This window comes from Caulobacter sp. LARHSG274, from assembly GCF_052871235.1.
This window is the reverse complement of sequence record NZ_JBIXJO010000002.1, coordinates 178987-205444: the sequence shown is the minus strand read 5'-3', so window position 1 is coordinate 205444 and position 26458 is coordinate 178987. Positions and strand designations below refer to the sequence as shown.

Here is a 26458-nt window from a genome sequence, read left to right as displayed (position 1 = left end):
GCGGCGACCTATCGCGATTCATGATCGCGCTCGGCGCCCGTTCGGGCTTACCCACAGCGATAAGCGCGCGCCTGGAGGATCTCGGCTCGAAACGCCACTCACTAGCTTGTTGGCTTGCAGGACCGCGCGCCTTTCGGCGGGTATTGAGCGGCTGAGTCCCTGATCCGAAGTGAGCACGCGCAAGAGTAAGTCACCCAATGCGCCAGGCCGGCGTGCACGCGCCGGCAAGTCGGTATTCGGAATCCGCAGCTCGTCTGGACGAGCCGCCGCGTATCGCGGCGTCCAGGTGCTGATCAGCAGCCAGCGCGAGGACAAGGCCCTGAACCGGGCCGAAGACGGCGGCGCGGGCCAGCCGTACACAGAGCTGGAGCCCTAGATCGCCGCTCGAGGGGGTCCCGCAGCGCTCGCGGCAAGGCGGACTGGTGCGGACTTATAGGCCGGCGTGCCGCTGCGCGCATCGCGGTCCTCCAGCCTGACCAGGCTGTTGGTCTCGGGGTAATAGGCGGCCACGCACCCGCGCGGCAGATCCATGGCCACGGCCACGAAGCCCCGCACGGCGCGTTCGCCCTCTTGCTGGCTGTCGAAGGCCGCGCTCAAGTCGACGACGTCGCCGGCCTGGAGCCCCCTGGCCGCCAAGTCCAGGGGATTGACGAACACCACGTCGCGCCGGCCAAACACGCCGCGATAGCGGTCGTTGAGACCGTAGATGGTGGTGTTGTACTGGTCGTGACTGCGCAGCGTCGTCAGCAACAACACGTCGGGCTGGCCAGCGCGCGGGTCGGCGCTGTGCACCAAGGGCAGGAAGTGGGCCTTGCCGCTGGCGGTTTTCCAGACCCGTTGGGCATGCGCCAACGGCAAACGGAAGCCGCCCGGGACGCGGATTTTGTCGTTATAGCCGCTGAACAGTTCGGGCAGGACCGCTTCGATCAAGGTTCGGATGCGATCATAGTCGGCCACCAGCGCTTCCCACGCCACTGGGTCCTCCGCGCCGAAGACGGCGCGCGCCAGCCCCGCAACGATCGCGGGTTCGGAGCGCAGCATGTCGGAGGCGGGCGCATTGAGGCCGCGGGAGGCGTGCACCATCGACATGGAGTCCTCGACCGTCACGGCTTGGCGGCCGCCGGCCTGAACATCGATTTCGGTGCGTCCCAGACACGGCAGCAGAAGGCTCGCGCGCCCGACAACCAGGTGGGTGCGGTTCAGCTTGGTCGCGACATGAACGCCGAGGGTCAACTTGCGCATGGCCGCGCATGTCCGGACAGGATCAGGCGCGGCGATCGCGAAATTGCCGCCAAGGCCGAGGAACACCTTGGCGCGCCCCTGCTCCATGGCTTCGATCGCCTCGACCACGGTATGGCCGTGATGACGCGGGCACGACATGTCGAAGACGCGGTCCATGGCCGCCAGGAACGGCTCGGAGGGCTTTTCCCAGAGGCCGACGGTGCGGTCGCCCTGGACGTTGGAGTGACCGCGCAGCGGACAGATGCCGGCTCCCTGGCGCCCGATGTTGCCGCGCAGCAGCAACAGATTGGCCAGTTGATGGATCGCCGACGAGGCGTTCCGATGCTGCGTCAGGCCCATGCCGTAACAGAGGATCGTGGCGTGCGCCTGACTGTAGATCCTGGCGATCTCCTCGATGCGCGCCTGCGACAGCCCGCAACGCGACTCGATCGAGGGCCAGTCCAAGGCCGCCAGATGGTCGCTCAGCTCCGGCAAGCCCAGGGTGTGGGCGGCGATGAAGTCATGGTCGAGAATCGCCGCGGCGCCGGCCTGGCGGGCTTGCCCGTCCCATTGGATCAGGCACTTCATCACGCCTTCGATCAGCGCCGCGTCGCCGCCGATCGAAACCTGATAGTAGGCCGACGCGATCGCCGTGGCGCCCAGGGTGGCCATCTCCCTGGGATCTTGCGGCGAGGCGAAGCGCTCCAGCGCGCGCTCCTTGATCGGGTTGAACACCAGGATGGTCGCGCCCCGGCGCGCGGCTTCCCGCAAGGTCGCCATCATCCGCGGGTGGTTGGTGCCTGGATTGTGGCCAAAGCAGAGGATCAGGTCGGCGTGATCGAAGTCCTCCAGGGTCACCGACCCCTTGCCAAGACCGATCGAGTCCGGGAGCGCCACGCTGGTGGGCTCATGGCACATGTTGGAGCAATCGGGGAAATTGTTGGTGCCGAGCTTTCGGCCCAGCAGCTGATAGAGAAACGCCGCCTCGTTGGACGCCCGGCCGGAGGCGTAGAACTCGGCCTGGTCTGGATCGTCCAGATCCCGCAGAACCGCGCCGGCCTGGGCGAAGGCCTGCTCCCAACTGATCTCCAGATAACGGTCGCTGCCCGGGTCATAGGCCAGTGGATGGGTCAGGCGGCCCACGTCCTCCAGGGCATGGTCGCTCCAGGTCAACAACTCCGTGACTGTATGGTCCGCGAAGAACGCGGGCGTGGCGCGCTTGCTGGTGGCCTCCCAGGCGACGGCCTTGGCGCCGTTCTCACAGAACTCGAACGAAGCGGTGTGTTTGGGATCGGGCCAGGCGCATCCGGGACAATCGAAGCCGTCTGGCTTGTTGGCGTGCAGCAAGCTTCGCCCGCCCTCGAGCAGGGTCTTCTGATCGGCCAGGGCTTGCCCTACCGCCTTGAGCGCGCCCCACCCGCCCGCCGGGCCATGATAGGGCCGAACCCCTGGGATGGCGCCATCGCTCATGCTCGGCCCTCAAGAGGGAGTGACGCTCGACCGAAGCGCTCGGCGCCGCTGAAGACGGTGTGTCCATCGGCCCGGGCCAGAGCGACCAGGGTGACGCCCGCCTCCTGGGCCTTCTGGATCGCCAGATCGGTCGGCGCCGAGATCGCGACGATCATCGGACAGTCGAGCCGCGCCACCTTCTCGACCATTTCAAAGGAGCATCGGCTGGTGACCAGGACGAAGCCGTCGCGCGTCGCCACGCCCGCGCGCGCCAGTGCGCCCCCCAGCTTGTCGAGCGCGTTGTGGCGTCCGACATCCTCGCGAACCAGGACGATCCGGCCATCCGCCGAGGCGAAGGCCGCAGCGTGCGTGGCGCGGGTCAGGCTGCCCAGAGGCTGGAGCCCCTCCAGGGCGATCAAGGCGCGCTGGAGGGCTTCATGGGTGAAGATTTGCCCTTCAGAAACCTTGGGAAGCGGACGCACGGCGTCGGCCAGGCGCTGGACCCCGCAGAGGCCGCAGCTGGAGCGTCCTTCCAGACTGCGCGGCCGCGGACGCCCTCGCGTCGCGCCCTCGACCAGGCGAATATCGACCACGAGACCGCCAGGCTGAACACGGATCTCGACGCCGGCGATGGCCTCGAGCCGGGCCACGCCCTCGGTGAGAGTGAACCCGAGCGCCAGGTCCTCCACGTCCCCGGGCGAAGCCATCAGGACGGTGTGGGGCCGGCCATCGAAGGACAGGGCGATCGGCGTTTCTCGCGGCGTGATCCGATCGACACCGGCCGGCTCGCCGGCCGCGCGCCAGACTTGCCCCAATCGCTTGCGCACCAGTTCCGATCCTGGAAGATCGAAATCCCAACCGTGACGGTGCTCGCCCGTTAGCGCATCAGACATAGTCCCCCTTTCGGGCCGATTAGTTGGCAAATCAACAAAAGTCAGTGCCACGGGCGCGCGGTCACGTCCATACCCTTTGGGAGCGCCTTAGCCGGCTGAGCCTCATTGGAGGCGATCGACGGCTAGGCCCGCCGCGCCAACGGTGGCGATCCTGCGCAGATGGCGATCCGCGAGAGTTCGGCCAAGTATCTATGGCGAACGCGATCTGCGAAGCTTCCAGACGCCGGACGGACGCTAGGCATAGTCGGCGACCGGCCCGCCGGCCTGGGTCCAGGCGGCCTTCAGGACCGGCGCCAGGCGATCTGCGTCCAAGGCCGCAAGCCGCACCCGGGTCACGCCGCGCCTACCGCGCCCGCCCGGTTCGGGCGAGAGGCCCTCGCACAAGCCCAGGAACCGCGTCTGATCGGCTGGCGCGAGCTTGATCACCGCCCAGCCGGCCTCCGGCCATCCCAAGGTGGCGAAGACCTTGTCCTTGATACGAAACTCCTGCGAGCCGAGGACAGGCCGCTCCTGGGTGCGGGGAAGGCTCAAGGCAAGGGCGCGGAAGGCTTCAGGCGTCATAGTCGTCAAAGGAGCACGAATGAGCGTCACGACCGCCATTGAAGGCACGAGTCGGTGCGTCTCGAAACCGCCGAACGCCTGTCTTTCCTCCCCCGGAGCCCACCACGATCTTATAGGCGCTTGTCCGACGCCGACGCCGACGCCTTAGACAACCGGGGCAAAGGAGCTTCCCATGCACCGCAAACTGTCCGCGCTTTGCTGTATCGGCGGCGCCCCGCCCACCGCGACGCAAAGACCGAGGCGCCGAATGGACTGCTCGACCTGCGCCGTGGCCATGTACGGCTTCAGCGTTCGACGAAAGCTCTTATTCAATTGCAGCCTGACTTAATCCAGGAGGCGATGACGCCGTCCACCAGAAATCGTAGCCAATCATGTAGACGACAGGGGAATACTCGCCGTAGCGACCTGAAAGGGTGAACAACTCCACCAGCCGTCCCCAGAACGTCATCATTAGCGCCCTCCCCGCTGATCTGAGCCAGTTCATGGCGAGGGTATCGCGTCACGCCCAGGCGGACCAGCTAATAGTTGCCATGCCAACCATATCCCAAGCCCGGCCGTCCACGCGCCGCACTAGGAAGCGAGCCGGGCAGATCCGACGCCGCGATCGCATCAAGCAACACTGTCACGGCCCAAGCCACATACTAGCGCGCGGACGATTGGCTGAGGCCAGCGTCAATCCAGGAACGCGTCTGCTCCAGGACTTCATCGGAAAGCGCAGGATCGTCGATCGCCCGGGCGAGGATCACCGCCCCCACCATCGCCGCCCAGCTTCCGACCGCCGCACGGCGTCTGTCGGCGGCGTCCAGCTGCGGCAGCGCCTTGTCGATTCGGTCGATCTGCGACCGGAGGCCTTCGGTCATGGCCGAGCGCACGGCGGGCGCCTGGTGGCGGATGGCTGCGACAAGGGCCGCTGTCGGACAACCGCCGGCGGTGTTGTCGCGATGACGGGTTGAAAGATAGTCTTCCACATAGCCGCGAAAATCGCCCCCTCCTCCGCTGCTTGCGGCGAGGGCATGGGCAAGGGTCTGCGCGATCAGATCGTCCTTCGAACTGAAATGACCATAGAAGCCGCCGTGCGTGAGCCCGGCGGCTTTCATCACCTCCGCGACGCTGACGCCTTCGAACCCTTTATCGCGAAACAACCGGCTGGCGACCTCCAGGATCCGGAGACGGTTCTCGGCCATCTTTTCTCGACTGACCTTCATCTCAAAATTCTCCGCCGGCGCTGTTGACATTTTCATGATGGTCATCATATTTGGACGGCAATCATGATATTCGTCATGATTATATAGATCTCGTCAGCAAAAAGAGCAAACGCCATGACCACCCTGCCATCCGTCCTCGTCACCGGCGCCTCCACCGGCATCGGCGCCGCCTATGCCGAGCGGTTCGCCCGCCGAGGCCACGATCTCGTGCTGGTCGCCCGGGACGTGGCGCGCATGGAGGCTCTGAGCGCCCGCCTGCGTCAGGAAACCGGCGTGGCGATCGACATCATCCAGGCCGATCTGACCCAGCTTGCCGATCTCGCCACGGTCGAGGCGCGGCTGCGCGACGACGCCCGGATCGGGATCCTCGTCAACAACGCCGGAACGGCCCTGGGCGGCAGCTTCATCGAACAGAGCATCGACGACGTCACGCGGCTCGTCGCGCTCAACACCACCGCCCTGCTGCGGCTGGCCAGCGCCATCGCCCCGCGCCTGGTGAAGGCCGGCGAAGGTGCGATCGTCAACATCGGCTCGGTGGTCGGCCTGGCGCCGGAGTTCGGCATGACGGTGTACGGCGCGACCAAGGCCTTCGTGCAGTTTCTATCGCAGGGGCTCAGCCTCGAGCTGGGGCCCAAGGGGGTCTACGTCCAGGCTGTCCTTCCCGCCACGACGCGAACGGAAATCTGGGAACACGTCGGGGCCGACGTCAACACGCTCTCCAACGTCATGGAGGTTGGCGACCTGGTCGACGCGGCGCTGGTCGGCTTCGACCGCCGCGAGCCGGTGACCATCCCGCCGCTTCCCGACGCCGGACAGTGGGACGCGCTGCAGGCCGCGCGCCAAGCCATGCTCCCGAACTACGGCAATGCCCAGCCCGCCGAGCGGTACCGCCCGGCCGCCTGAGCCCCAAACCCGCCCTTTTGGCAGACGCCCCCGCCGCGGCGGGGGCAGACAAGGTGACCTCCTATGACCAAGACGCTTTTTGAGCCCTATACGCTGGGCTCGCTGACCCTCTCCAACCGGATCGTCATGGCGCCTCTGACGCGCAACCGCGCCGGTCCGGGCTTCGTTCCAGGCGATCTGGCCGCGGAGTATTACGGCCAGCGCGCATCGGCTGGCCTGCTAATCACCGAGGCCACGCAGGTCTCGCAGCAGGGACAGGGCTACCAGGACACGCCCGGCATCTACGCCCAGGCTCAGGTCGATGGCTGGCGCAAGGTCACCAGCGCCGTGCATGCCAAGGGCGGGCGGATCTTCCTGCAGCTCTGGCATGTCGGGCGCGTCTCACACGTCGACCTGCAGGAGAACGGCGCCGCGCCGGTTGCGCCGTCGGCGATCCGGGCCGAAACCAAGACGTTCGTCAACAATGGCTTCTTCGATGTCTCGGCGCCGCGCGCGCTCGAACTGAAGGAACTGCCCGGCATCGTCGACGACTTCCGCAAGGCGGCTGCGAACGCCATCGCGGCGGGATTTGATGGCGTGGAAGTCCACGGCGCCAACGGCTATCTGCTCGACCAGTTCGCCAAGGACGGCGCCAACGTCCGCACCGACGCCTACGGTGGATCGATCGAAAACCGGGCCCGGTTGATGCTGGAAGTCACCGCCGCGGTGGTCGAGGAGATCGGCGCCGAACGCACCGGCATTCGGATTTCCCCGGTATCGCCCGCCAACGGCGTTTCGAGCAGCGACGCTCAGGGGCAGTTCGATTACATCGTCGATCAACTCGACGCCCTGGGCGTCGTCTACATCCATGTCGTCGAGGGCGCGACCGGCGGCCCGCGTGACGTCGCGCCTTTCGACTTCGGCTCGCTTCGTCGCCGCTTCCGCAACACCTACATCGCCAACAACGGCTACACGCTCGACCTTGCAACGTCGCACCTGGCCGAAGGCAAGGCGGACCTGTTCGCCTTCGGGCGGCCCTTCATCGCCAATCCCGACCTTGTGGAGCGACTGAAAATCGGCGGGCCTTTGGCGCAGATCAATCCGGCCACGATCTATGGCGGAGGCGCGGCGGGCTATACCGACTATCCTGCCCTGGCCGCCACAGTCGACGCTTAGTCCTTTCGGGGCCGCGCCCGGGCGCGGCTCCACCCCTCGCGCCCAGTCTGCAAGGGCCGTGCTCTCGGCGGCCGGCGTCGGCGCGAGACTGGAGAACAGACCACCATGAAGGCCTTCATTCTCGACCAATACAAGAAAGGCGCCGCCCTGCGCCTTGGCGACATGCCCGAGCCCACCTTGGGCGATGACGATGTCCTGATCGAGATCCACGCGGCGGGGATCAATCTTCTGGATTCCAAGATCCGGGATGGCGAGTTCAAGCTCATCCTGCCCTATCGCCTCCCCGTGATCCTCGGGCACGACCTGGCGGGCACCGTCAGCCGGATCGGGTCGAAGGTCCGGCGCTTCAAGCCCGGTGACGAGGTCTATTCCCGGCCGCGCGACGGCCGGATCGGGACGTTCGCGCAGTCCATCGCCGTCAACCAAGCCGACGTGGCGCTGAAACCAAGGAACCTCACCCTGGAGGAAGCCGCGTCCATCCCCCTGGTGGGACTGACCGCCTGGCAGGCGCTGGTCGAGCGGGCCGAGCTGAAGGCGGGTCAGAAGATTCTGATCCATGCCGGATCGGGCGGCGTGGGCGCCTTCGCCATCCAACTGGCCAAGCACCTGGGCGCGACGGTCGCGACGACGACGAGCACGACGAACGTCGAGCTGGTCAGGAGCCTCGGCGCCGATGTCATCGTCGATTACAAGAAGCAGGACTTCGAGAAGGCGCTGTCGGGCTACGACGTGGTCTTGAACAGCCTGGACGGCGACACGCTCGAAAAATCCCTGGACGTACTGAAGCCAGGCGGCAAGCTGATCTCGATCTCCGGTCCCCCGGACCCCGTCTTCGCCAGCCAACAGGGGCTGAACTGGGTCCTCAAGCAGGCGACGCGCCTTCTGAGCTTCGGCATCCGAAGCAAGGCCAAGCGCCGTGGCGTCGGCTATTCGTTCCTGTTGATGCGCGCGGATGGCGGACAACTGAGCCAGATTGGGTCGCTGATCGAAGCCGGGATCATTCGGCCGGTCATCGACCGCAGCTTCCCCTTCGCAGCGACCAACGAGGCCATGGCGTTCGTCGAAGCCGGACGCTCCAGGGGCAAGGTCGTCGTCAAGATCCGTTAGACCAGAAGAAGAAGAAGAAGAATATGACCCCGTCCCATTCCCAAAAAGCCGCCCCCGCAACCGCGTGGAAACATGCGCCGACCCAAAGCATCGAGGTCGCGGGCGCGACCTTCGTCTACCGGCGCCTGGGACCCGAGGCCGGCGTTCCGGTCGTGCTGCTGAACCATTGGGGCGCGGTGCTGGACAACTTCGATCCGCGTATCGTCGACGGCCTCGCTGCAATCGGCCCCGTCATCGCTCTCAGCTATCGGGGCGTCGGCGCCTCAAGCGGCAAGGCGCCGCTCACCGTGGCGGAAATGGCCGATGACGCGATCGCCGTCATCGGCGCGCTGGGCCTCAAGCAGGTCGATCTGCTCGGCTTCTCGCTTGGCGGATTCGTGGCGCAGGACATCGTGCGCAAGGCGCCCCACCTTGTCCGCAAGATCATCCTGACAGGCACGGGCCCGGCCGGCGGCGAGGGTATCAAAAGGGTCGGAGCTGTGTCCTGGCCGCTTATCCTCAAGGGCATGGCGACCTTCCGGGACCCGAAATTCTACCTCTTCTTCACCTCCACCGCCAATGGCCGGCGCGCGGCGACAGCCTTCCTGGAACGGTTGAAGGAGCGCCAGGCCGATCGCGACAAGCCGGTCACGGTGGCGGCGTTCCTGAGACAGCTCAAGGCGATCAAGGCGTGGGGCGAGCAGACGCGGCAGGACTTGGGCGCAATCCATAATCCTGTTCTGGTCGCCAATGGCGATCAGGACAAAATGGTGCCCAGCAGCAACTCGATCGACCTGGCCCGCCGCCTGCCCAATGCCGAACTCGTCCTCTATGAGGACGCCGGACATGGGGGCATCTTTCAGTATCACGAGGCCTTTGTGGAGAAGGCCCGGGAGTTCCTCGCCCGCTGACGCCGGCGAAACCCGGCGGCCGCAACGGCTGGATAGGCAGGTCGCCGGCTGGTCCGCGCCGACCGCGTCCGGCCCCTGGGCGTCGCCGGAGCGGCGGACCGCGCCGCCTCCCTGGCGCGAAGGGTTAGCGCCTGCCACGGCATGCCCCGAGTCAGGCCAATGCGGCGGCAGCGAGGAAGCTCCGCTTGCGGACCATCATCCGATCGAGACCCGATGGATCGACGTTGGCATGTTTCCCCCTGGTGACGATATATTACACGGTACCGAGCGATTTTTTCGAGTCGATGCGCCGAGGCGTCCTGCCACCGACGCACGGAAACGCGCTTGGTCGATAACCGCTGGACCGCCGAGGCACGGTGCGGTCTCCGCGCCGAAGATATTGGAGTTCGCCTTGCCCAAACGGCCCACCGCCCTCGCCGACAGTTCGGACAAGAAAGCCAGGGCTGCGGTCACGCCCGCGCCCGAAGTCGCGGCCGACGACGGCGCGATGTTGCGCCGCGGCGGTCGCCCGACGCTGGAGCAAGCACGGGAGATCGAACAGGCCATCTTGGCCGCGGCGCGCGACCAGTTCCTCACCCTGGGCGTCGAGGCCGCCGCCCTCGAGGTCATCGCCGCCAATGCAAAGGTGTCCAAAAGCACGATCTACTCGCGCTACGGCACCAAGGAAGCCTTGTTGCGGGCGGTGGTGGAAGACCGGATCAAGGCGTGGGGCGTGGCCGGCGCCGCCCGGCGCGGCCCGATGCCCGACGATTTCAAGGATCGGCTTCGCTATCTGGCGCGGTCGGTGGTGGAAGACCTCGGTTCGGAAGAACTGCGCGCCTTCCAGCGGGTGATCTCCACCAGCACTGCAGCCGGCGGCGAGATCGCGCGCACGCTCCATGAGGTTGGCCACAAGCTGGCGATCAACGCCTTTTCAGAGGAAATCAGGCTTGGGACACGCGATCACCTGGTTCCCCCACGCAGCCCGACGCGCGTCGCCGAAATGCTGATGGCCTCGCTCGCAGGCTGGTACGACGCCCACAGTCGGGTGCGAGATATTCCCGCGGAAGAAGCCCACACCTACGCAGACCACGTCGTCGACGTCCTGTTTGCGGGACGCTCGGCCTGGTGATTGGCTCATACGCCGCCAGGCCTGGTCCTCGGCGCTCAATCATGCCTGGGGTGCATCGGACGGACCGCCGGGCGGGCGGCCCTAGGTCAGCCGAAGGGCGAGCTTCGCCGTCGGCAGACCATCGGCCCGGGCGGTCAGCGTGACCGAGCCGGCGCGGCCGCGGCCGCGCAGAACCGCCAGGGCGCGCGCATTGAACGTCAAGGCCGACGGCGACTGGTAACCGCCCCTGGCCTGCGGGTCACCGCCGCCAAAGCCGATCAGGTCGGCGGGCCCGGTCACCGACAGCCGCACCGCACGGGCCAGTTCCGGGATCGCGCGTCCCTCGGCGTCGACGATTTCCACCTTGACGAAGCTGACCTCGCCACGTCCGGCCTGGCCGCCGTCCTCGGCGCGCAGACGGATCATCTTCGGCGCGCCGACTGTGGCCAGACGCTTGCGGGCGAGCTCGCGACCCTGGCGATAGCACACCGCCTCCAGGACCCCCGGCGCATAGGGTGTTGTGAACGCCACTTGCCACTGATCTTCGTCGCCAACGGCCTTGGTTTCGACGAGCCGCCCATTGAGGCGCAAGTCGACCCGGTCACCTCGGGTATAGACCCGGATCGTCATGGGCGCGCCGTCGGCCCCGGGCCATGTCCAGCTCTGCAGCTCGTCCGACCAGCCCCACAGCCGGAGCACCTCGTCCTTGCCTTCGGGTAGCGGGCGCTGAACGGCCATTTCCAGTTCGCTGACGCCCCAGACCACGTCCCGGGCGTGCGAGGGCGCCTTCTGGTCGCCGATCAGGTCGATGTCGCCACAATTGTTGGAAATCCACGGCCAAGCCAGGTTCGGCGCCATGCGGAACTTGGCGTCCTTGGCCAGCAGGGCCGAACCGCCGATGCCGACCTCGCCCAGGTGATCCATGGCCGTCCACACGAAGTCGCCGATCAGCCAGGGCGAGCGATTGGTGAGCGCCCAGGTCTCGAAGACGTCCTTGGGGTAGCTCTCGGTGCCGTAAAGAACCCGATCCGGATAGGCTTGGTGATCGGCCTCGTAGTCGCGGAGCTTGTAGTTGTAACCGACCACATCGAGGAAGACGGTGCTGGTCTGGTCGGGCGCGACGGGTTTGCCTCGCCGCGCGGTCGCCGCCGACGGCGTCACGGGGCGTCCCAGGAATTCGTGCAGGCCGGCGGTCACCGGACGGGTCGGGTCGAGCTCGTGAACGGCGTTGGCCAGGCGCCACTGGATCTCCACGCCCTGAGGCGTGTTGCGATCGGGGATCTCGTTGCCAATGCTCCACATCACGATGCTGGGGTGGTTGCGCGCGCTTCGCACGATGGCGTCCAGGTCCGACCGCCAAAGGGCGTCGAACTGGACCGCATAGTCCTGGGCCTTCTTGCCGCGGCGCCAGACGTCGAAAGTCTCGCAGACCACCAGCATCCCATGTCGGTCGCACGCTTCCAGGAAGGCTGGGGAGAACAGATTGTGCGAGGGGCGCACGGCGTTGTAGCCGCGCGCCTTGAGAAGGCGCACCTTGCGATCCTCGGCCCGGTCGAAGGCCGCCGCGCCCAGCACCCCGTGGTCGTGATGGATGCAGCCTCCGCGCAGCTTGTAGGGCGCGCCGTTGATCAGCATGCCGTCCTGGGTGTCGAAGCTGATCACCCGCACGCCAAATCGGGTGACGTCGCGATCGAGCACGACGTCGCCGCGCCGAAGTTCGGTCTCCAGCGTGTAGAGCACGGGCGTATCGGGCGACCAAGCCCTGGGCGCCTTCAACGTCAGGGCGTGGCGCAAATCCGCCGAGGCTACGGCGTGGGCCTGGGCCTGGGCCGCCACTCGGCCTTGAGGGTCCCTCACCCGCCAGTTCACCGAACATCCGGCGTCGATCGCCTCAAGGCGAACGCCAAGGTCCAGTTCAGCCGTCGCCGAGGTCAGCCGGCGCGTGGAGACGCTCACACCCCAACGGGCGATCCGGGCCTGCTCAGGCAGAACGTCGAGCCAGACGTGTCGATAGATTCCCGAGCCTGAATACCAGCGACTGTTGAGGCCCAGGTTGCGCACGCGCACGGCCAGCACGTTCTCGCCGTCCGCCGACAGATACGGGGTCAGATCGAGGGCGAACGGGGTGTAGCCGTTGAAATGGGCGCCCACAGGCTCGCCGTTGAGCCAAACCTGACTGTCCATATAGACGCCGTCAAACGTCAGCTCGACCCGGCCGGTGGTGGGCCTGGCCAGGCGAAAGTGCTTGCGATACCACCCCTCGCCGCCGACGGTGAAGCCCGTGGAGGTTCCCCCCTCGGCCTTGGGATCGAACGGCCCGATCGCGCCCCTGGCCTCACCAGCGCGCGCGGGAAGGTCCTCAATGCTCCAGTCGTGCGGCAGATCAAGCGCGCGCCAGTCTCGATCATCAAGCCGCGGCGCTTCTTGGCCTTCGCCCACGCCGCGGCGGAACAGCCATCCACCGTCGAAAGGCTGGCGCCGCCCCTCGGCCGAGGTTTGAACCTGGGCGGCCAAGGCTCGCGGCGCGGCCAGTAGCGCCGTGGCGACGCACGAGGTGAGCAGCATCTGCCGCCGATCGATCCGCACTCCAGTCATGGCCATCCCCTCACAGGCTCTTGGGCAGTTGGGCCAGTTCGGCGTCGATGGCGGCGTAGGTGGTCGGGGTGAGGGGCAGGTAGAGCGCAAAGCTGCTGAGGGTCATGTTGCCAAGGTGGGGCTTGGCTTGCTGCGCGGCCACGACCAGCCTGACGCTCGGAACATGCTTGAGGACGATGGCCCAGGCCTGGGGAACGCGCATCAACTCCTCGATGGAGAAGGATTCCACGCTCAGGATCGCGGGCGCGCCGACCGGCTGTTCGAAGGCGGGAGCGGAAACATAGGTCGGGGCGTCCAAGGTCTTCCTCCCAGGCGTCTTCAGTCGCGCCATGCAAGGCTTCGCCAGCTCGGCGCCGTGATCGACCACGCGCCAGGGCCCGCAACGCCCCTTGGTCAGGGTTGATCCGGCCCGGAAACCCGGCGCCCTTACCCATAACCATACGACATCGTTCTTTTATGGAAGTCGCGCACCGTGGGTCTTATGTCAAGAGTTTAGAGAGATTCTCGCGCCACCTGCTCCCGCACCCAGCCCCTTCAGGGCGAGAAGGCGCTATTTAACCGATCGATAGCGTACATTTATTGACAGCCCAAGCTAACCGCTGATATCTGACCAGGGACCACGCCGTTGTAATCGGGCTGCACAGGGCGCTCCGCCCGAAGTCCAACCTCGGTCGTCTTCTGTTGAAATCACGGCGCCGATTGCTGGCGCCCTTGTCGCTCGGAGTTTGCTGGTGCTGAAGATCATCGACGCCAAGGTCATCGTCACCTGCCCTGGCCGCAACTTCGTCACCCTGAAGATCACCACCTCGGACGGGGTCACCGGGATCGGCGACGCCACGCTCAACGGGCGCGAACTGGCTGTGGTCAGCTATCTGCGCGACCACATGATCCCCTGCCTGATCGGCCGGGACGCCCATCGGATCGAGGACATCTGGCAGTTCTTCTATCGCGGCTCATACTGGCGCGGCGGCCCGGTGGCCATGAGCGCCCTGGCGGCCGTCGACATGGCGCTGTGGGACATCAAGGGCAAGGTGGCCGGCCTGCCGGTCTACCAACTGCTGGGCGGCGCCTGCCGCGAGGGCGTCACGGTCTATGGCCATGCCAACGGCGAAACCATCGAGGACACCATCGCCGAGGCGGTGAAGTACAAGGGCCTCGGCTACAAGGCCATCCGCCTGCAGACCGGCGTGCCAGGCCTGGCCAGCACCTACGGCGTCTCGGGCGACAAGATGTTCTACGAGCCGGCCGACGCCGACCTGCCCACCGAAAACGTCTGGTCGACGGCCAAGTATCTCAGCCACGCGCCCAAGCTGTTCGAGAAGGCGCGCGAGGTGCTGGGCTGGGACGTGCACCTGTTGCACGACGTCCATCACCGCCTGACGCCGATCCAGGCCGCTCGCCTGGGCAAGGACCTGGAGCCCTACCGCCTGTTCTGGCTGGAGGACGCCGTGCCCGCCGAGAACCAGGCCGGCTTTCGCCTGATACGCCAGCACACTACCACCCCCCTGGCGGTCGGCGAGATCTTCAGCCACGTCTGGGACGCCAACATTCTGATCCAGGAACAGCTGATCGATTATCTGCGGGCGACGGTGCTGCACGCCGGCGGCATCACCAACCTGAAGAAGATCGCCGCCTTCGCCGACCTGCACCACGTCAAGACCGGCTGTCACGGCGCCACGGACCTGTCGCCGGTGACCATGGCCGCGGCCCTGCATTTCGACATGTCGATCCCCAACTTCGGCCTGCAGGAATATATGCGCCACACCCCCGAGACCGACGCGGTCTTCCCGCACGGCTACACCTTCAAGGACGGCATGCTGCATCCGGGCGAGCGGCCAGGCCTGGGCGTCGAGATCGACGAGGTCCTGGCGCAGCAATATCCCTACAAGCGCGCCTACCTGCCGGTGAACCGGCTGGAAGACGGGACCATGTTCAACTGGTGAGGCTTCGCGCGCCGTAGAACAACGGCGCGCTATCGGTCAATTTCATCCCTCCCCAGCAAACCTGGACTGTGTGGGACCTGGCAGGAGCCATCAGCAAGTCGCTCAAGGTTCGCCGATGAAATCGTCGGGACTGTTTCGCCGATGGAGCAAACGAGTGCGCGACAAATCCACCTTAGGCCGATCGCCGCCGCCTGTTCCGGCGCAGGAGGAGCTGGCCAAGGCCGCCAAACCCGCCAGGCCGCGGATTGGACGCCCAACCGTCGCCCGCAGCGAGGTCATCCAACAAGCCCTTCTCGACGCGGCGCGGGAGCTGTTCCTGACCGTGGGCTTCGACGCCACGCCCATGGAGACCGTCGCCGCGGAAGCGGGTGTTTCGAAAAGCACCCTCTACGCACGCTATCCGACCAAGGAAGCCCTCATGAAGGCCGTGGTCGACGACAGGATCTCGATTTGGGCAAGCCAGGCGGGTTTGGTCGTCAGTCCCATGCCGCAGGATTTCAAGGATCGCCTCCGTCATATCGCCCGCGTGATCCTGACTTCGATCACGTCGGAGGAGATTCAGGATTTCAATCGCATCCTTCTCAACAACGTCGACAGCGCCAAGGACCTGGCGCGGGCGCTGTTCGAGGCGGGCCACCAGCTTGCCGTCGCGCGCCTGGCCGTCGAGATCCAGGCAGGAACACACGACTTTCCCGCGCCGCCGCGCAGCGCTCTCCGCGTCGCGGAGATGATGATGGCCATGCTTACCGGCTGGCACGAATCCCACCGCCATATGCGCCGCGTTACGCCGCAGGAGGCGGCGATCTACGCCGACCACGTCGTCGATGTGCTGTTCGCCGCCCGCACGGCCTGGTGACGTCGTATCCCAAGTCGCCGGACGTCCCACTGTTGATGGAGCCGGCTGCAATCATGCCTTGCCCGCCAGCCGTCCAGCGTGCGGCGCCGTTCCGGCTAAATGGCGTAGCCCTCCGCGCGCAAGCCGCTCTGGAGATGATCCAGAGCGGCTTGCTTGTCGCCTCGGCCCGATCGACGGCGCAGGCTGACGGGGCTTAGCGGGAACCGAACGCGTAGCGCAGGCTGATCCCGACCTCGCGCGGCGCGGTGTAGCGAGTGCTGACATAGGTGCTGTTGAATTGCGCCGCCGCCGTGGTGCGGAAGGTCGGCGGCCGCAGGGCCTGATAGGTGGTCGCCAGCACCGACGGGCCGTTGTTGAGCGCCTGTCCGGTATTGGTCACGTTCTTGGCGAAGAACGACAGCTCCCAGGCGCCCCGGTCGTCGCGCAGACCGGCGTAGAGATTGACCATGCCGTAGGCGTCGACGGCGTCGTTCAGATTGAACACGTCCTGCTGGTTCTTCGGATAGTAGGTCAGCAGACCGCGGACGAAGGCGTTCATGCCATCGCGCACCGGCAGGGAGTATTCCGGCACGACCGTGAAGCTCCAGTTGGGCGAGGTCGAGAGCCTGCCGCTGAGCTTGCACTCGGCCACCGCCTCCCCACCGGTCGAAGCCTGGAGTTCGGCCAAGGTCGGGGTGGTCGAGACCGCATCGACCTGACCGTTGTGGTCGAGATCCTGGCAAGCAACGGTGCTGTTCTTGATCTTGCCCTTGGCGTAGCTGAACCCGCCGCTGATGCTCAAACGGTGAGACGCCTGGATGGCATAGTCGATGTCCACGCCATTGATTTCGGCGTCAACGTTGGACGCGAAATTGAACAGGCCCACATTCTGGCCCGCGTTCGTCTGTTGAACGTAGGGGGTCAGGCTGCCACGATAGATGAAACCGTCGAACTTCTGGTGGAAGGCGGCGACGTTCAGGCGCAGACGGCGATCAAACAGCTCGGTCTTGACGCCTCCTTCGTAGGACTGCGACTTCTCCGGCTTCAGGTCCATGTACTTCTGAAGGCGCGGGCTCAGCGGCTGGAAGATGCCGACCAGGAACGGCCCTGCCCGCCATGAGCTGCCCGTGTTGGCGTAGACGGTGATGTCGTCGGTCAACCGATGGGAGATCGAGAGGTTATAGACGGTCGGGCTGTAGGAGCGGTTGGTCTTCAGGCTCGAGAGGCCGTTGATCTGCAGATCGCTGCTCGACTCGTAGTCGATGCGCCGCAGGCCGCCGGCCAATTCGGTCTTATCGCCCAGGTGGGCGGTGATGTTGCCGAAGACCGAGGTTTCCTTGGCCGCGCCGAGCGAGACGATCGGGGTCTCGGCCACCGTGACAAGACTGCCGAACAATGTGACCGGCGTGCGCGCAACGAGCGCGGACCTCCCGTCGTTGTCGGTGTGGAACACCCCGACGGTATAGTCGATCATGCCCCAGAGCTTGTCCTGGTTGGACAGGCGCAGTTCATGCACCTCGGCCGAGGCCGGCGCGTCCAGCGTTTGGTAGTATTCCAGGTTGGCGAAGAAGTTGGCCTGGTCGCTCGGCGTTTGGGTGTCGATCTTGGTCTCGTTGTAGGAACCCACATAGTTGAGCACCTGGCCGCCGAACTTCAGGCTGGCCTGGCCGATGACCATGTCCTGCTTGACCCGCGAGCGGCGCGCGCCATCGGTGATGCCAAGACGGTCGCTGGCCCGGATCAGGCGCGGGCTCGCCGCGGCCGCGGGGTTGATCAACGAATAGGACTGCACCTGGTCGAAGGACTGAAGCTTGCGGTCGATCCGCTGGTAGACAATGCTGGCGTTGAAGGTGTCCGACGGCTCGAACCTCAGGCTCGCACGTCCGCTTTTGGTGCGCGAATACGGGTTGAGGCTGCTGTTGATGCTGTGAACCTGGTCGTAGTCGTTGTCGTCATAGAGACCCGCGATCCGCAGCGACAACTGGTCACGAACGATCGGAATATTGACCGCGCCGTTGATGTTGCGGCTGCGCTGGTCGGAGTCGGAGGCGCTGACATAACCGCCAAACGACTCCATGTCCGGCTTGCGGGTCGTCACCGTTATCGAGCCCGAGGGCGAGGCGCGGCCACGCAAGGTGCCCTGAGGGCCGCGTAGGACTTCGATCTGACCGATGTCGTAGGTCGACTGGAACAGGAAGAGAGACGAAGCCAGGGTGTCGTTCAGGTAGAACTCGACGGTCGGGTTGGCTCCGGTTTCCGCCTGGAAAGGCGCGCCGCGGATAGCCGCCACCGTCGTATAGCCGGTGTTGGCCGTGCTCAGGGTCAGACCCGGCACCACCGAGGCGACATCCTCGAATTTTTGGATGTTGAGCTTTTCCAGATCCGCGCCGGTGACGGCGTTGACGGTCTGGGGAACGTCTTGCAGCGATTCCGACCTGCGCCGAGCGGTCACGACCACTTCCTCGATGACCAGGCCGTCGCTGGCTTGGGCCTGAGGGCTCGACGGCTTGGCTTGGTCCTGGGCTTGCTGCGCCTGCGCCGCCGAGGCGATCACCATCAGGCTCGCACCAGCCACCCACGTGAGCGTTCGCGTCTTTTTCATTCTATCCTCCCCTTGGCCTTGTCGCCGGTTCTGGGCCAGCGCGGCGCATTCGAACTTTGGTCTGGCCGCCCCGCCGTGATCGGCGGTGATTGGCGGTTTTGGAAATCTGCCCTTTGGACGCGCGCCTCAGGCGCACACCGGGACGCAGGCCTCATGGCGACTTGCTCGGCCCTTAGGGGGAGCGCGCCTCCTTGTTTCCGCTCCCTCGCCGTCCGCTGCGGTGCGATGCTTCGCATCCAAGAACCATACGGTAACGTATAGTTATGGGCGCTTTTGGCGAACTGTCAAGACGCTTCGGACCAACCATGCGACACTCGGCAAGAGCCTTGGGCCAATGCCACGCCGCCAACCGCCAACCGAAGGCGAGCTTTGCGTCCCGTGGAGCCAGAGCGCCAAGATCAGGCCGACAGATTAAGAAGGCCGGCGCGGCAGGCGCGACAAACAAGCGCACCGCGCCCTCTCGGCAAAGGATCAGCCTAACGGGCGATGCGAACGCCGACCCCGCAAGAGGAACGCTCGCCATCCCGATGTCGCCGGGACCGGGCGCTGGACTCTCGCTCCGGCGGCCGCCGTTCGCCATGACGACGCACGGCCAGCATAACCACTCGATACCGTCTGGTAATTTGACAGACGCCGTCCAGACCGATAGTGCGAACGCGTTCGCGGTTCACGACGGGCGGAGGAAACATGAGAGGCGTCTTGCTTCGGCAAGCATGTCTGGCTTCAGTTCGACCCGGCGGGTCGCATGGCCAAGGCCTGGCTCAACGGGACCGATCTTGGCCAGCACGAGGGCGGACGACGATACGTCGATCGCGCCTGTCCGGTGACCGACGTTCGCGTCTACAGCAACGCCGCCTCGACCGAACTCTTCGCCAACAGCCAGGGCTTCGGCGCGCGGCCAGATTGTCCGGACAAGATACGCGTCTGGCCGGCCATGCGGCTTCGAGCCGGCGACAACACCGTCAGCGCCCAGGGCGTCTTGAGCGCGCGGACTTTCCCCGTGGTCTTGACGGGCGGCGACGGGCTACGGTGGCCTTCAAGCCCAAGGCTGGCCAGGCCATTGTCTTGACGATCGAAATAACGCGCTAGCCGCCGCGCCTGCGGGCTCTGGCTGAACAGGACATCGCGATGAACATCACCAAGGACCGGCCGGATCTCGATGGCTTTGGCCAGCTTGAGGCCATGCTGAAGGGAAAGATTCAGGCGCCCATCGGGGAGACCTTGGACTTTCACCTGGTCGAGTTGGAGCGCGGCCGTGTGGTGTTCGAAGGCCATCCGACCCGGGCCGCCTACAACCCAATCGGGACGGTGCATGGGGGTTACGTCGCCACCCTGCTCGACAGCGCCTGCGGCTGCGCCGTCCATTCGCGTCTGGCCCCTGGCCAGGGTTACACGACGCTCGAACTGAAGGTCGCCTATCATCGGGCCCTGACCGACGCGAGCGGGCCGGTGCGGGCCGAAGGAACAATCGTGAACCTGGGCCGGCGCGTGGCCTTCTCCGAGGCCAAGCTCGTCGACGCCGAAGGACGACTGTGCGCGACGGCGACGTCCACGCTGCTCCTCCTTCAACTTCCTGGCGGCTGACCCGCCCGCCAATCGTCCGGCCGCCCGAGTGTCGGCTGCGACCAGCCAGGCATGCGCCAGCGGCGAGCCGCGGATCAGGGCGACGCAAGACTGAAAACCGCCCCTGCCGCCACACTTCCAGTCGATCCTGTGCGCGCAGGTTCGCGCCGCGTCGTCGCCCCGCCGGCCTGGCCACGGATTGGCGTCGCTCCGCTTCAGAGCGGCTTGATAAACTATACGCTACCGTGTAATAAATTCTCGGACAGAATGGGTGGTCGGCGCCCTCGCGTCGCGCCGGGCCGGTCGGTCCGGCCTGCGCAAGGACAGCCGCTCAACACCATCCCCAACGGGAAGAGGAAACCAAATGGACAAGGGCCCCCAGAATTCGCGACCTGCGCGCGCCCTGCCGTGGCGGCCGGGCGCCGCGATCGTAGCGGGTGTGGCGGTCGCCACCGCCTCGGTCCTGGCCTTTTCGGCCTCAAGCCAGACGCCGCAGCCCGATGCGCAGGCCGTGGCGCTTCAGAGCGTCTGCCAGCCCCAGTCCGCCCAGGCGATCGCTTCGGGGATCGAAGGGGGCGTGACCGTGCAGCAGTTGACGATCGACCCCAAACACTCTGGCGGCGTACGGTTTGTCCCGGCCAAGGGCAATTTGCCGGCCTATTGCCAGATCAGCGGCGCCTTCGTCACCAACGCCAAGACGGGGAAAACGGCCCAGTTCTTGGCGACGTTGCCGGCCAATTGGAACGGCAAGTATCTGCAGATCGGCTGCAGCGGGCACTGCGGAAACTTCGCCGTAAGCAACGCGGCAGGCTCGGTGATCACGATTTCCACCCAGGGCTGGCCGGGGCAGATCATCGCTAAGGGCTATGCGTCCTTCGCCACAGACGAGGGCCATATCGGCATGGACGGCGGCGCATGGGCCGTCAAGGGACCTGGCCAGGTCGATGAAGACGCCATTACCGACTACCTTTACCGCGCCCAGAAGGTGCTGGCGCACATGGGCAAGGCCTTCACCACCGCCTTTTACGCCAAGGCCAATGGCGCGCCGCGCGAGATCCAGCGCGCCTATTTCAGCGGCTGCTCGGGCGGCGGCCGCGACGCCTTCGTCGCCGCGGCCCATTTTCCAGAAGAGTTCGACGGCATCATCGCCGGATCGGCCTATACGCTCGCGCCGACCGCCATGCACGTGGGCGGGACCTTGCTGGCGTCGCTACGGAGCCCAGACGCAGCGATCCCCGCCGAATTGCTGTCCAAGGTCGATCCGATCGTCAAGGATCGCTGCGACAAGCTTGACGGTGTGCAGGACGGCCTAATCCAGAATCCGGCGGCCTGTGATTTCCGACCCGAGCGAGACCTGCCACGGTGCGTCGACGACAAGCCGGGCGCCCAGTGCTTCACCAAGGCGCAGATTGAAACCCTGAGCGTGGGGCTCTCGGCCGTGACCGACGAGAAGGGACGGGTCGTCCAGCCGGGCCTTTCGGTCAGCGAGTTGACGCCAAGCGTCGCCTCGACAGGTGCTCCGAAGGATCCGATGGCCGCCGACCCTTGGCCTGACACCGGCGCCGAGATCTCCATGTGGTCCCTGAGCAACGCGGTTCTGAAGGTCTTCGTCCACAAGAACGATCCGGCCTTCTCGACCCGCCAGCTGTTCTCCTACAAGCGCGGCGGCCCCGGCCAAGTCGCCGCTTTTCATGGTGTCGTCCCGGGCGCCGAGGCCGATAGGGCGATGACGACCCTGGCCGCGGGGATGGGTCAGGCGCCCGACAGCGCCGACAAGCTGATCAAGCTCGATCGCAAGTTCCTGATCTGGCACAATCTCAGCGACGAGAAGCTGACCTTCTATGCCTCGGCGAACTATTATGGCCGCCAGGCCAAGCGCCACGGCGGCTACGCCAAACTGCAAGACAACATCCGCCTGTTCGCGATCCCCGGGTCGGGCCATTGCAGCATGTCTGGCGTTGGTCCCAACAATTTCGACGCGCTCACCGCGATGGAAGACTGGGTCGAGAAGGGCCAGGCGCCCGACGCCCTCCCCGCCAAGCTCTACAGCATGCGCTCGCCGATCGTCGATCCGAACAAGACGCCCTTGCGGACCATGCCCCTGTGCAAGTTCCCGGAAATGGCGCGCTACAGCGGCAAGGGCGACGTCAAGGACGGCGGCAACTGGACCTGTCCGGCGGGCGATCGCTCCATGCTCAAGGTGGCCTATTCGGGCCGACAAGCCGGCGCGACATACTAGGGCTGAGCGCGCGGACGTGGCCCTGCCGCCCACGCCCGCGCCGCGGTTTTGCACTTCTTCCCGCTCTTACGATCTAGGGAATTTCCCCATGTCCAAAGCCGCTCATGACCCGACCGACCTGCGTATCGCTCAATGGATGGCGCGCTACGGCGGATCCGAAGCCGGCGCGGCCAGACTGCTCTGCGACGACAAGGACCCGGCCGCCCTGGCCTACAGAGTGATCGCGGCGGACCTCACCTGGCACGATCTCACCTATGGCGAGCTGCGCGAGGAGTCCGAGCGTTTGGCCGCCAGTTTTCAGAAACTTGGCCTCCTCCCCGGCGACCGGATCGCCACCCTGATGGGCAAGAGCCGGGCCTATCTGGTGACCTTGATGGCCATCTGGCGGCTGGGCGCGGTGCACGTGCCATTGTTCACCGCCTTCGCCCCGGCCGCCATTGCGTCGCGCCTGCTGGGAAGCAAGGCCAAGATCGTGGTCTGTGACGTCGCCCAACGCCCGAAGCTGCTGCCCGGCGACGACATTCCGGCCACACCGCCCTGGCGCGTGATCGTCGCCGGACCGGGCGAGACCCAGGATCCCTCCCTGCAGGACCTGATCGACGCCTCGCCGCCGGGCTTTCCGGCGTTCGCGGGCGGCGGCGACTGGCCGATGATCCATATCTATACGTCCGGCACGACCGGCGCGCCCAAGGGCGTCGTCGTGCCCACTCGAGCCTTGGCCGCCTTCCACGCCTACGCCGTCTTCGGCCTGGACCTGCGCGACGGGGACGTCTTCTGGTGCGCGGCCGATCCCGGCTGGGCCTATGGCCTCTATTTCGGGGTGATCGTCAGTTTCTTGACCGGGGCCCGCAGCCTGCTGTTCGAGGGCGGCTTTTCGCCAGACAGCACCGTGGCGATCCTGGCCGACCAGGGCGTCACCAATTTCGCGGCCGCCCCGACGGTCTATCGCGCGCTACGTGTCGCCGACCTGTCGCCGGCCAGGCCGTTCAAGCTTCGCGTGGCCTCCAGCGCCGGCGAGCCCTTGACGCCCGAAATCAACGCCTGGGCCGAGGGCGCGCTCGGCGCCCTGGTCCATGACCACTACGGGCAAACCGAAGCGGGCATGCTGATCAACAATCATAATCATCCTGACATGCGCCGACCCATTCGGACCGGTTCGATGGGCCAGGCCTTGCCCGGTTGGCGGGCCTTGGTTCTGGACGAAACCGGCGACGAACCGGTGGGCCCCGACGTCGTCGGGCGGGTGGCGATCGACCTGGCTCACAGTCCCCTGGCCTGGTTCGAGGGTTATGACGGCGCTCCAGGCAAGACCGCCGAGAAGTTCGCCGGCGACGGTCGCTGGTACCTGACCGGCGACACGGGCTGGGTCGACGAGGACGGCTATTTCCACTTCTCGGCCCGCGACGACGACGTGATCATCATGGCCGGCTATCGGATCGGTCCCTTCGAGGTGGAATCGGCGATGCTGAGCCACCCAGCGGTGACCGAGGCGGCGGTGATCGCCGTGCCCGACGCCGTGCGCGGCGAGGTGATCGAGGCCTATGTGGTGGCCGCTCCCGGCGTCGCGCCCGGGCCCGAGTTGGAACGGCAGATCCAACAATGGGTCAAGACGCGTTACGCCGCCCATGCCTATCCGCGCGCGGTGCACTTTGTCGACGCCCTGCCCAAGACGCCCAGCGGCAAGATCCAGCGCTTCGTGCTGAAGCAGAGGCGGCTGGAGGCCCTGCGCGCCGGCGCGGCCCAGTTCACGGCGTGACCATCACCGGAACCGTAGCACCATCAACCCTGGAGACCGCGACGCCGCCACGGTCGACCCGCCGCGTCGGGCACAGGCAGGCGCGGCTTGGGAAGGAATCCGTCATGTTCATAGAGCCCCCGCTCCGCCCCAAGCCCAAGTCCAACTGAAAGGGCCCAGCGCCCGAACGGGCTCCGGCGGCCGGCTGCGGCCGCGCTCGGCGCCCTCTACCGAACGGATCCGGAGAAATCGATGCCAGCACCCCGACCCATCGCCATTTTGATCGCCAGTTGGGTGATCGCGGTCGGCGCGTCCGCCCAGGCCCAAGTCCAGCCGGTCTCCGATCCGGACACCAGGGCGCGCCAGACCCTTGAAGCGATGACGCCGCAAGAGCGGCTGGCGCTGCTGCGCGGGTTCATCCCGGGCCTGACGCCGCCGGACAAGCTGCCGGCCGGAACCCCCAACAGCGCCGGCTTCGTTCCCGGCCTGGCCCGCCTGGGCTTGCCGACGCTGACCGAGACCGACGCCAGCCTGGGCGTTTCGAACATGGGCGGGGTGATGCGGCCAAACGACGGCGCCACCGCCCTGCCCTCGGCCGCGGCCATGGCTTCCAGCTGGTCGCCGGAACTGGTCGAGCGCGGCGGGGCGATGATCGGCGCAGAAGCGCGCGCCAAGGGCTTCAACGTCCTGCTGGCCGGCGGCGTCAACCTTGTGCGCGAACCGCGAAACGGACGCAATTTCGAGTATTTCTCCGAGGACCCGCTGCTGTCGGGCGTCCTGGGCGGCCACGCGATCGGCGGGGTGCAGTCCAACCATATCGTCTCGACCGTCAAGCATTTCGCCCTGAACGCCCAGGAGACGGGTCGCACCGAGCTCGACGCCCACATGGATGAGGCCTCCCTTCGCGAGACCGACCTCCTGGCCTTCCAACTGGCCATCGAGATCGGCCAACCAGGCTCGGTGATGTGCGCTTACAACAAGGTCAACACGGTCTACGCCTGCGAAAACAGCTTCCTGCTCAACGACGTCCTGCGGCGCGACTGGAAGTACAAGGGCTATGTGATGTCGGACTGGGGCGCGGTGCACAGCCCCTCCATTCGTCAGGGCCTGGACCAGGAATCGGGGACCAAGCCCAAGGACAAGCCGTATTTCGGCGCCCTGCTGAGCCAGGACCTGGCCGCTGGCCGCGTTCAGGCCGCCGATGTCGACCGCGCGGCGCTGCGCATCCTGCGCAGTCTGTACGCCCTGGGCGTCGTCGATCATCCCGTGGCCCAGCGCGCCCCCATCGACGAGGCCGCCCACGCCCAAGTCGCCCAGGACATCGCCGAAGCGGGGCTGGTGCTGCTCAAGAACGACGGCGACCTTCTGCCGATCAAGCCGGCGACCCGGCGCGTGCTGGTCATCGGCGCTCACGCTGATGTCGGCGTCCTGGGGGGCGGCGGCTCCTCCCAGGTGCTGCCGATGGGCGGCCCGGCCCTGACCTTGGACCTGCCTGGCGAGCCGATCTGGCATCGCAAGATGTATGCGCCCTCCTCGCCCTTGGCCGAGTTGCGCGCCCGCCTGCCCAACGCCACGGTGTCCTACGACGATGGAACCGATCCGATCCGGGCCGCCGCGGCGGCGATCGACTACGACCTGGTGATCGTTTTCGTCGAGCAGTTCACCGCCGAGGGCAAGGACGTGGCCGATCTGAGCCTGCCTGGCGGCCAAGACCAGCTCGTGGCCAAGGTCGCCGCCGCCAACCGCAATACGGTCGTGGTCCTGGAAAGCGGCGGTCCGGTTCTGATGCCCTGGCTCGACAAGGCGCCGGCCGTCGTGGCGGCCTGGTATTCGGGCCAACGCGGCGGTCGCGCCATCGCCCGGGTCCTGACCGGCGAAGTCAATCCCGCCGGCCGCCTGCCGGTGACCTTCCCCGCGTCGCTGGACCAACTGCCCAACCCAGCCCTGCCGGGAGCAGACAAGTATTCGATCGAGACCGGCAAGAGCCTCTATGACGTGGACCCGACCGGCAGGGGCTTCATCGTCACCTATCCCGAAGGCGCGGATGTCGGTCACCGGTGGTACGACCGCCGCGGCCTCAAGCCCCTGTTCGCGTTCGGCCATGGCCTGAGCTACACGCGGTTTTCGTATGGCAATTTGGCGCTCACGGGGGGAGACGCGCTTAGCGCCAGCTTCGACGTTTCCAACGCCGGCGCGCGGGCCGGCGTCGAGATCGCACAGCTCTATGTTCGGATCGACGGCGTGCGGCGCCTGGCCGGATGGAGCCGTGTCGATCTGGAGCCCGGCCAGACGCGGCGCGTGACCATCCAGGCCGAACCACGGATCCTGGCGCGCTATGACACCCGCAAGGCGGGTTGGCGACTGAAGGGCGGCCGCTATGTCGTCGAGGTCAGCGCCGCCATAGACGCACCCAGACTATCCGGCGAGGCCAGACTCAAAGCCCGCCGGCTCAAGCCCTAGCTGGGCGCTGGA

20 protein-coding genes are annotated in these 26458 nt (G+C 66.4%); 12 read left to right on the top strand and 8 right to left on the bottom strand.

Features of this window, described 5'->3' with window-relative positions; genetic code table 11:
- Positions 1-372: 372 nt before the first annotated feature.
- From ACIPQB_RS05265 to ACIPQB_RS05245, 5 genes are all read right to left on the bottom strand, one after another.
- Positions 373-2691 (bottom strand): FdhF/YdeP family oxidoreductase, encoded by a 2319-nt coding sequence (locus ACIPQB_RS05265; protein WP_446484164.1) that lies wholly within the window; start codon positions 2689-2691, stop codon positions 373-375.
- Positions 2688-3497 carry a formate dehydrogenase accessory sulfurtransferase FdhD gene (fdhD, locus tag ACIPQB_RS05260; protein ID WP_446484163.1) on the bottom strand — a complete coding sequence of 270 codons (810 nt, stop codon included), beginning with the start codon at positions 3495-3497 and terminating at the stop codon, positions 2688-2690. Before fdhD ends, ACIPQB_RS05265 begins: the two co-directional genes overlap by 4 nt.
- Positions 3498-3797: 300 nt before the next feature.
- The gene (locus tag ACIPQB_RS05255; protein WP_446484162.1) at positions 3798-4094 is read right to left on the bottom strand and encodes a hypothetical protein; all 297 of its coding nucleotides are present in this window, start codon (positions 4092-4094) and stop codon (positions 3798-3800) included.
- Positions 4095-4428: 334 nt separating this feature from the next.
- Positions 4429-4575, bottom strand: coding sequence for a hypothetical protein (locus ACIPQB_RS05250; RefSeq protein WP_446484161.1), 147 nt, complete (start codon positions 4573-4575; stop codon positions 4429-4431).
- A gap of 190 nt (positions 4576-4765) precedes the next feature.
- On the bottom strand, positions 4766-5377 hold the full coding sequence (locus tag ACIPQB_RS05245; protein WP_446484160.1) for a TetR/AcrR family transcriptional regulator: 612 nt from the start codon (positions 5375-5377) through the stop codon (positions 4766-4768).
- 66 nt (positions 5378-5443) lie between these two features.
- Here ACIPQB_RS05245 and ACIPQB_RS05240 point away from each other — a divergent pair, with 66 nt between their 5' ends.
- The 5 genes from ACIPQB_RS05240 (at position 5444) to ACIPQB_RS05220 (ending at position 10495) form a co-directional block, all read left to right on the top strand.
- The gene (locus tag ACIPQB_RS05240) at positions 5444-6232 is read left to right on the top strand and encodes an SDR family NAD(P)-dependent oxidoreductase (protein WP_446484159.1); all 789 of its coding nucleotides are present in this window, start codon (positions 5444-5446) and stop codon (positions 6230-6232) included.
- Between the two features lie 63 nt (positions 6233-6295).
- The gene (locus ACIPQB_RS05235) at positions 6296-7387 is read left to right on the top strand and encodes an alkene reductase (protein ID WP_446484158.1); all 1092 of its coding nucleotides are present in this window, start codon (positions 6296-6298) and stop codon (positions 7385-7387) included.
- 105 nt (positions 7388-7492) lie between these two features.
- Positions 7493-8494: an NADP-dependent oxidoreductase gene (locus ACIPQB_RS05230; protein ID WP_446484157.1), complete on the top strand. Its 1002-nt coding sequence runs from the start codon at positions 7493-7495 to the stop codon at positions 8492-8494.
- Between the two features lie 23 nt (positions 8495-8517).
- Complete coding sequence (locus tag ACIPQB_RS05225; protein ID WP_446484156.1) at positions 8518-9384, top strand: alpha/beta fold hydrolase; 867 nt, start codon at positions 8518-8520, stop codon at positions 9382-9384.
- Positions 9385-9775: 391 nt separating this feature from the next.
- Positions 9776-10495, top strand: a complete 720-nt coding sequence (locus tag ACIPQB_RS05220; RefSeq protein ID WP_446484155.1) for a TetR/AcrR family transcriptional regulator — start codon at positions 9776-9778, stop codon at positions 10493-10495.
- A gap of 81 nt (positions 10496-10576) precedes the next feature.
- Here the strand turns inward: ACIPQB_RS05220 and ACIPQB_RS05215 are convergent, their stop codons facing one another.
- Positions 10577-13069, bottom strand: coding sequence for a glycoside hydrolase family 2 TIM barrel-domain containing protein (locus ACIPQB_RS05215; RefSeq protein ID WP_446484154.1), 2493 nt, complete (start codon positions 13067-13069; stop codon positions 10577-10579).
- Between the two features lie 10 nt (positions 13070-13079).
- Positions 13080-13400 carry a hypothetical protein gene (locus ACIPQB_RS05210; protein WP_446484153.1) on the bottom strand — a complete coding sequence of 107 codons (321 nt, stop codon included), beginning with the start codon at positions 13398-13400 and terminating at the stop codon, positions 13080-13082.
- 400 nt (positions 13401-13800) lie between these two features.
- Here ACIPQB_RS05210 and manD point away from each other — a divergent pair, with 400 nt between their 5' ends.
- Together manD and ACIPQB_RS05200 are read left to right on the top strand one after the other, a co-directional pair.
- Positions 13801-15012 (top strand): D-mannonate dehydratase ManD, encoded by a 1212-nt coding sequence (gene manD / locus ACIPQB_RS05205; RefSeq protein ID WP_446484152.1) that lies wholly within the window; start codon positions 13801-13803, stop codon positions 15010-15012.
- Between the two features lie 154 nt (positions 15013-15166).
- A complete protein-coding gene (locus tag ACIPQB_RS05200) occupies positions 15167-15868 on the top strand; it encodes a TetR/AcrR family transcriptional regulator (protein ID WP_446484151.1) in 702 nt (233 codons plus the stop codon).
- Between the two features lie 193 nt (positions 15869-16061).
- Here the strand turns inward: ACIPQB_RS05200 and ACIPQB_RS05195 are convergent, their stop codons facing one another.
- Positions 16062-18449 (bottom strand): TonB-dependent receptor, encoded by a 2388-nt coding sequence (locus ACIPQB_RS05195; protein WP_446484150.1) that lies wholly within the window; start codon positions 18447-18449, stop codon positions 16062-16064.
- A 745-nt stretch (positions 18450-19194) separates the two neighbouring features.
- Between ACIPQB_RS05195 and ACIPQB_RS05190 the strand changes: the two genes are divergently transcribed.
- The 5 genes from ACIPQB_RS05190 to ACIPQB_RS05170 all read left to right on the top strand — a co-directional run bounded on the left by ACIPQB_RS05190 (position 19195) and on the right by ACIPQB_RS05170 (position 26446).
- Positions 19195-19518, top strand: coding sequence for a hypothetical protein (locus ACIPQB_RS05190; RefSeq protein ID WP_446484149.1), 324 nt, complete (start codon positions 19195-19197; stop codon positions 19516-19518).
- A gap of 59 nt (positions 19519-19577) precedes the next feature.
- On the top strand, positions 19578-20033 hold the full coding sequence (locus ACIPQB_RS05185; RefSeq protein WP_446484148.1) for a PaaI family thioesterase: 456 nt from the start codon (positions 19578-19580) through the stop codon (positions 20031-20033).
- 343 nt (positions 20034-20376) lie between these two features.
- On the top strand, positions 20377-22251 hold the full coding sequence (locus ACIPQB_RS05180) for a tannase/feruloyl esterase family alpha/beta hydrolase (RefSeq protein ID WP_446484147.1): 1875 nt from the start codon (positions 20377-20379) through the stop codon (positions 22249-22251).
- Positions 22252-22339: 88 nt separating this feature from the next.
- Entirely contained in the window at positions 22340-24007 is a 1668-nt protein-coding gene (locus ACIPQB_RS05175) for an AMP-binding protein (RefSeq protein ID WP_446484146.1), read from the top strand.
- Between the two features lie 231 nt (positions 24008-24238).
- The gene (locus ACIPQB_RS05170; RefSeq protein WP_446484145.1) at positions 24239-26446 is read left to right on the top strand and encodes a beta-glucosidase; all 2208 of its coding nucleotides are present in this window, start codon (positions 24239-24241) and stop codon (positions 26444-26446) included.
- Positions 26447-26458: the final 12 nt, after the last annotated feature.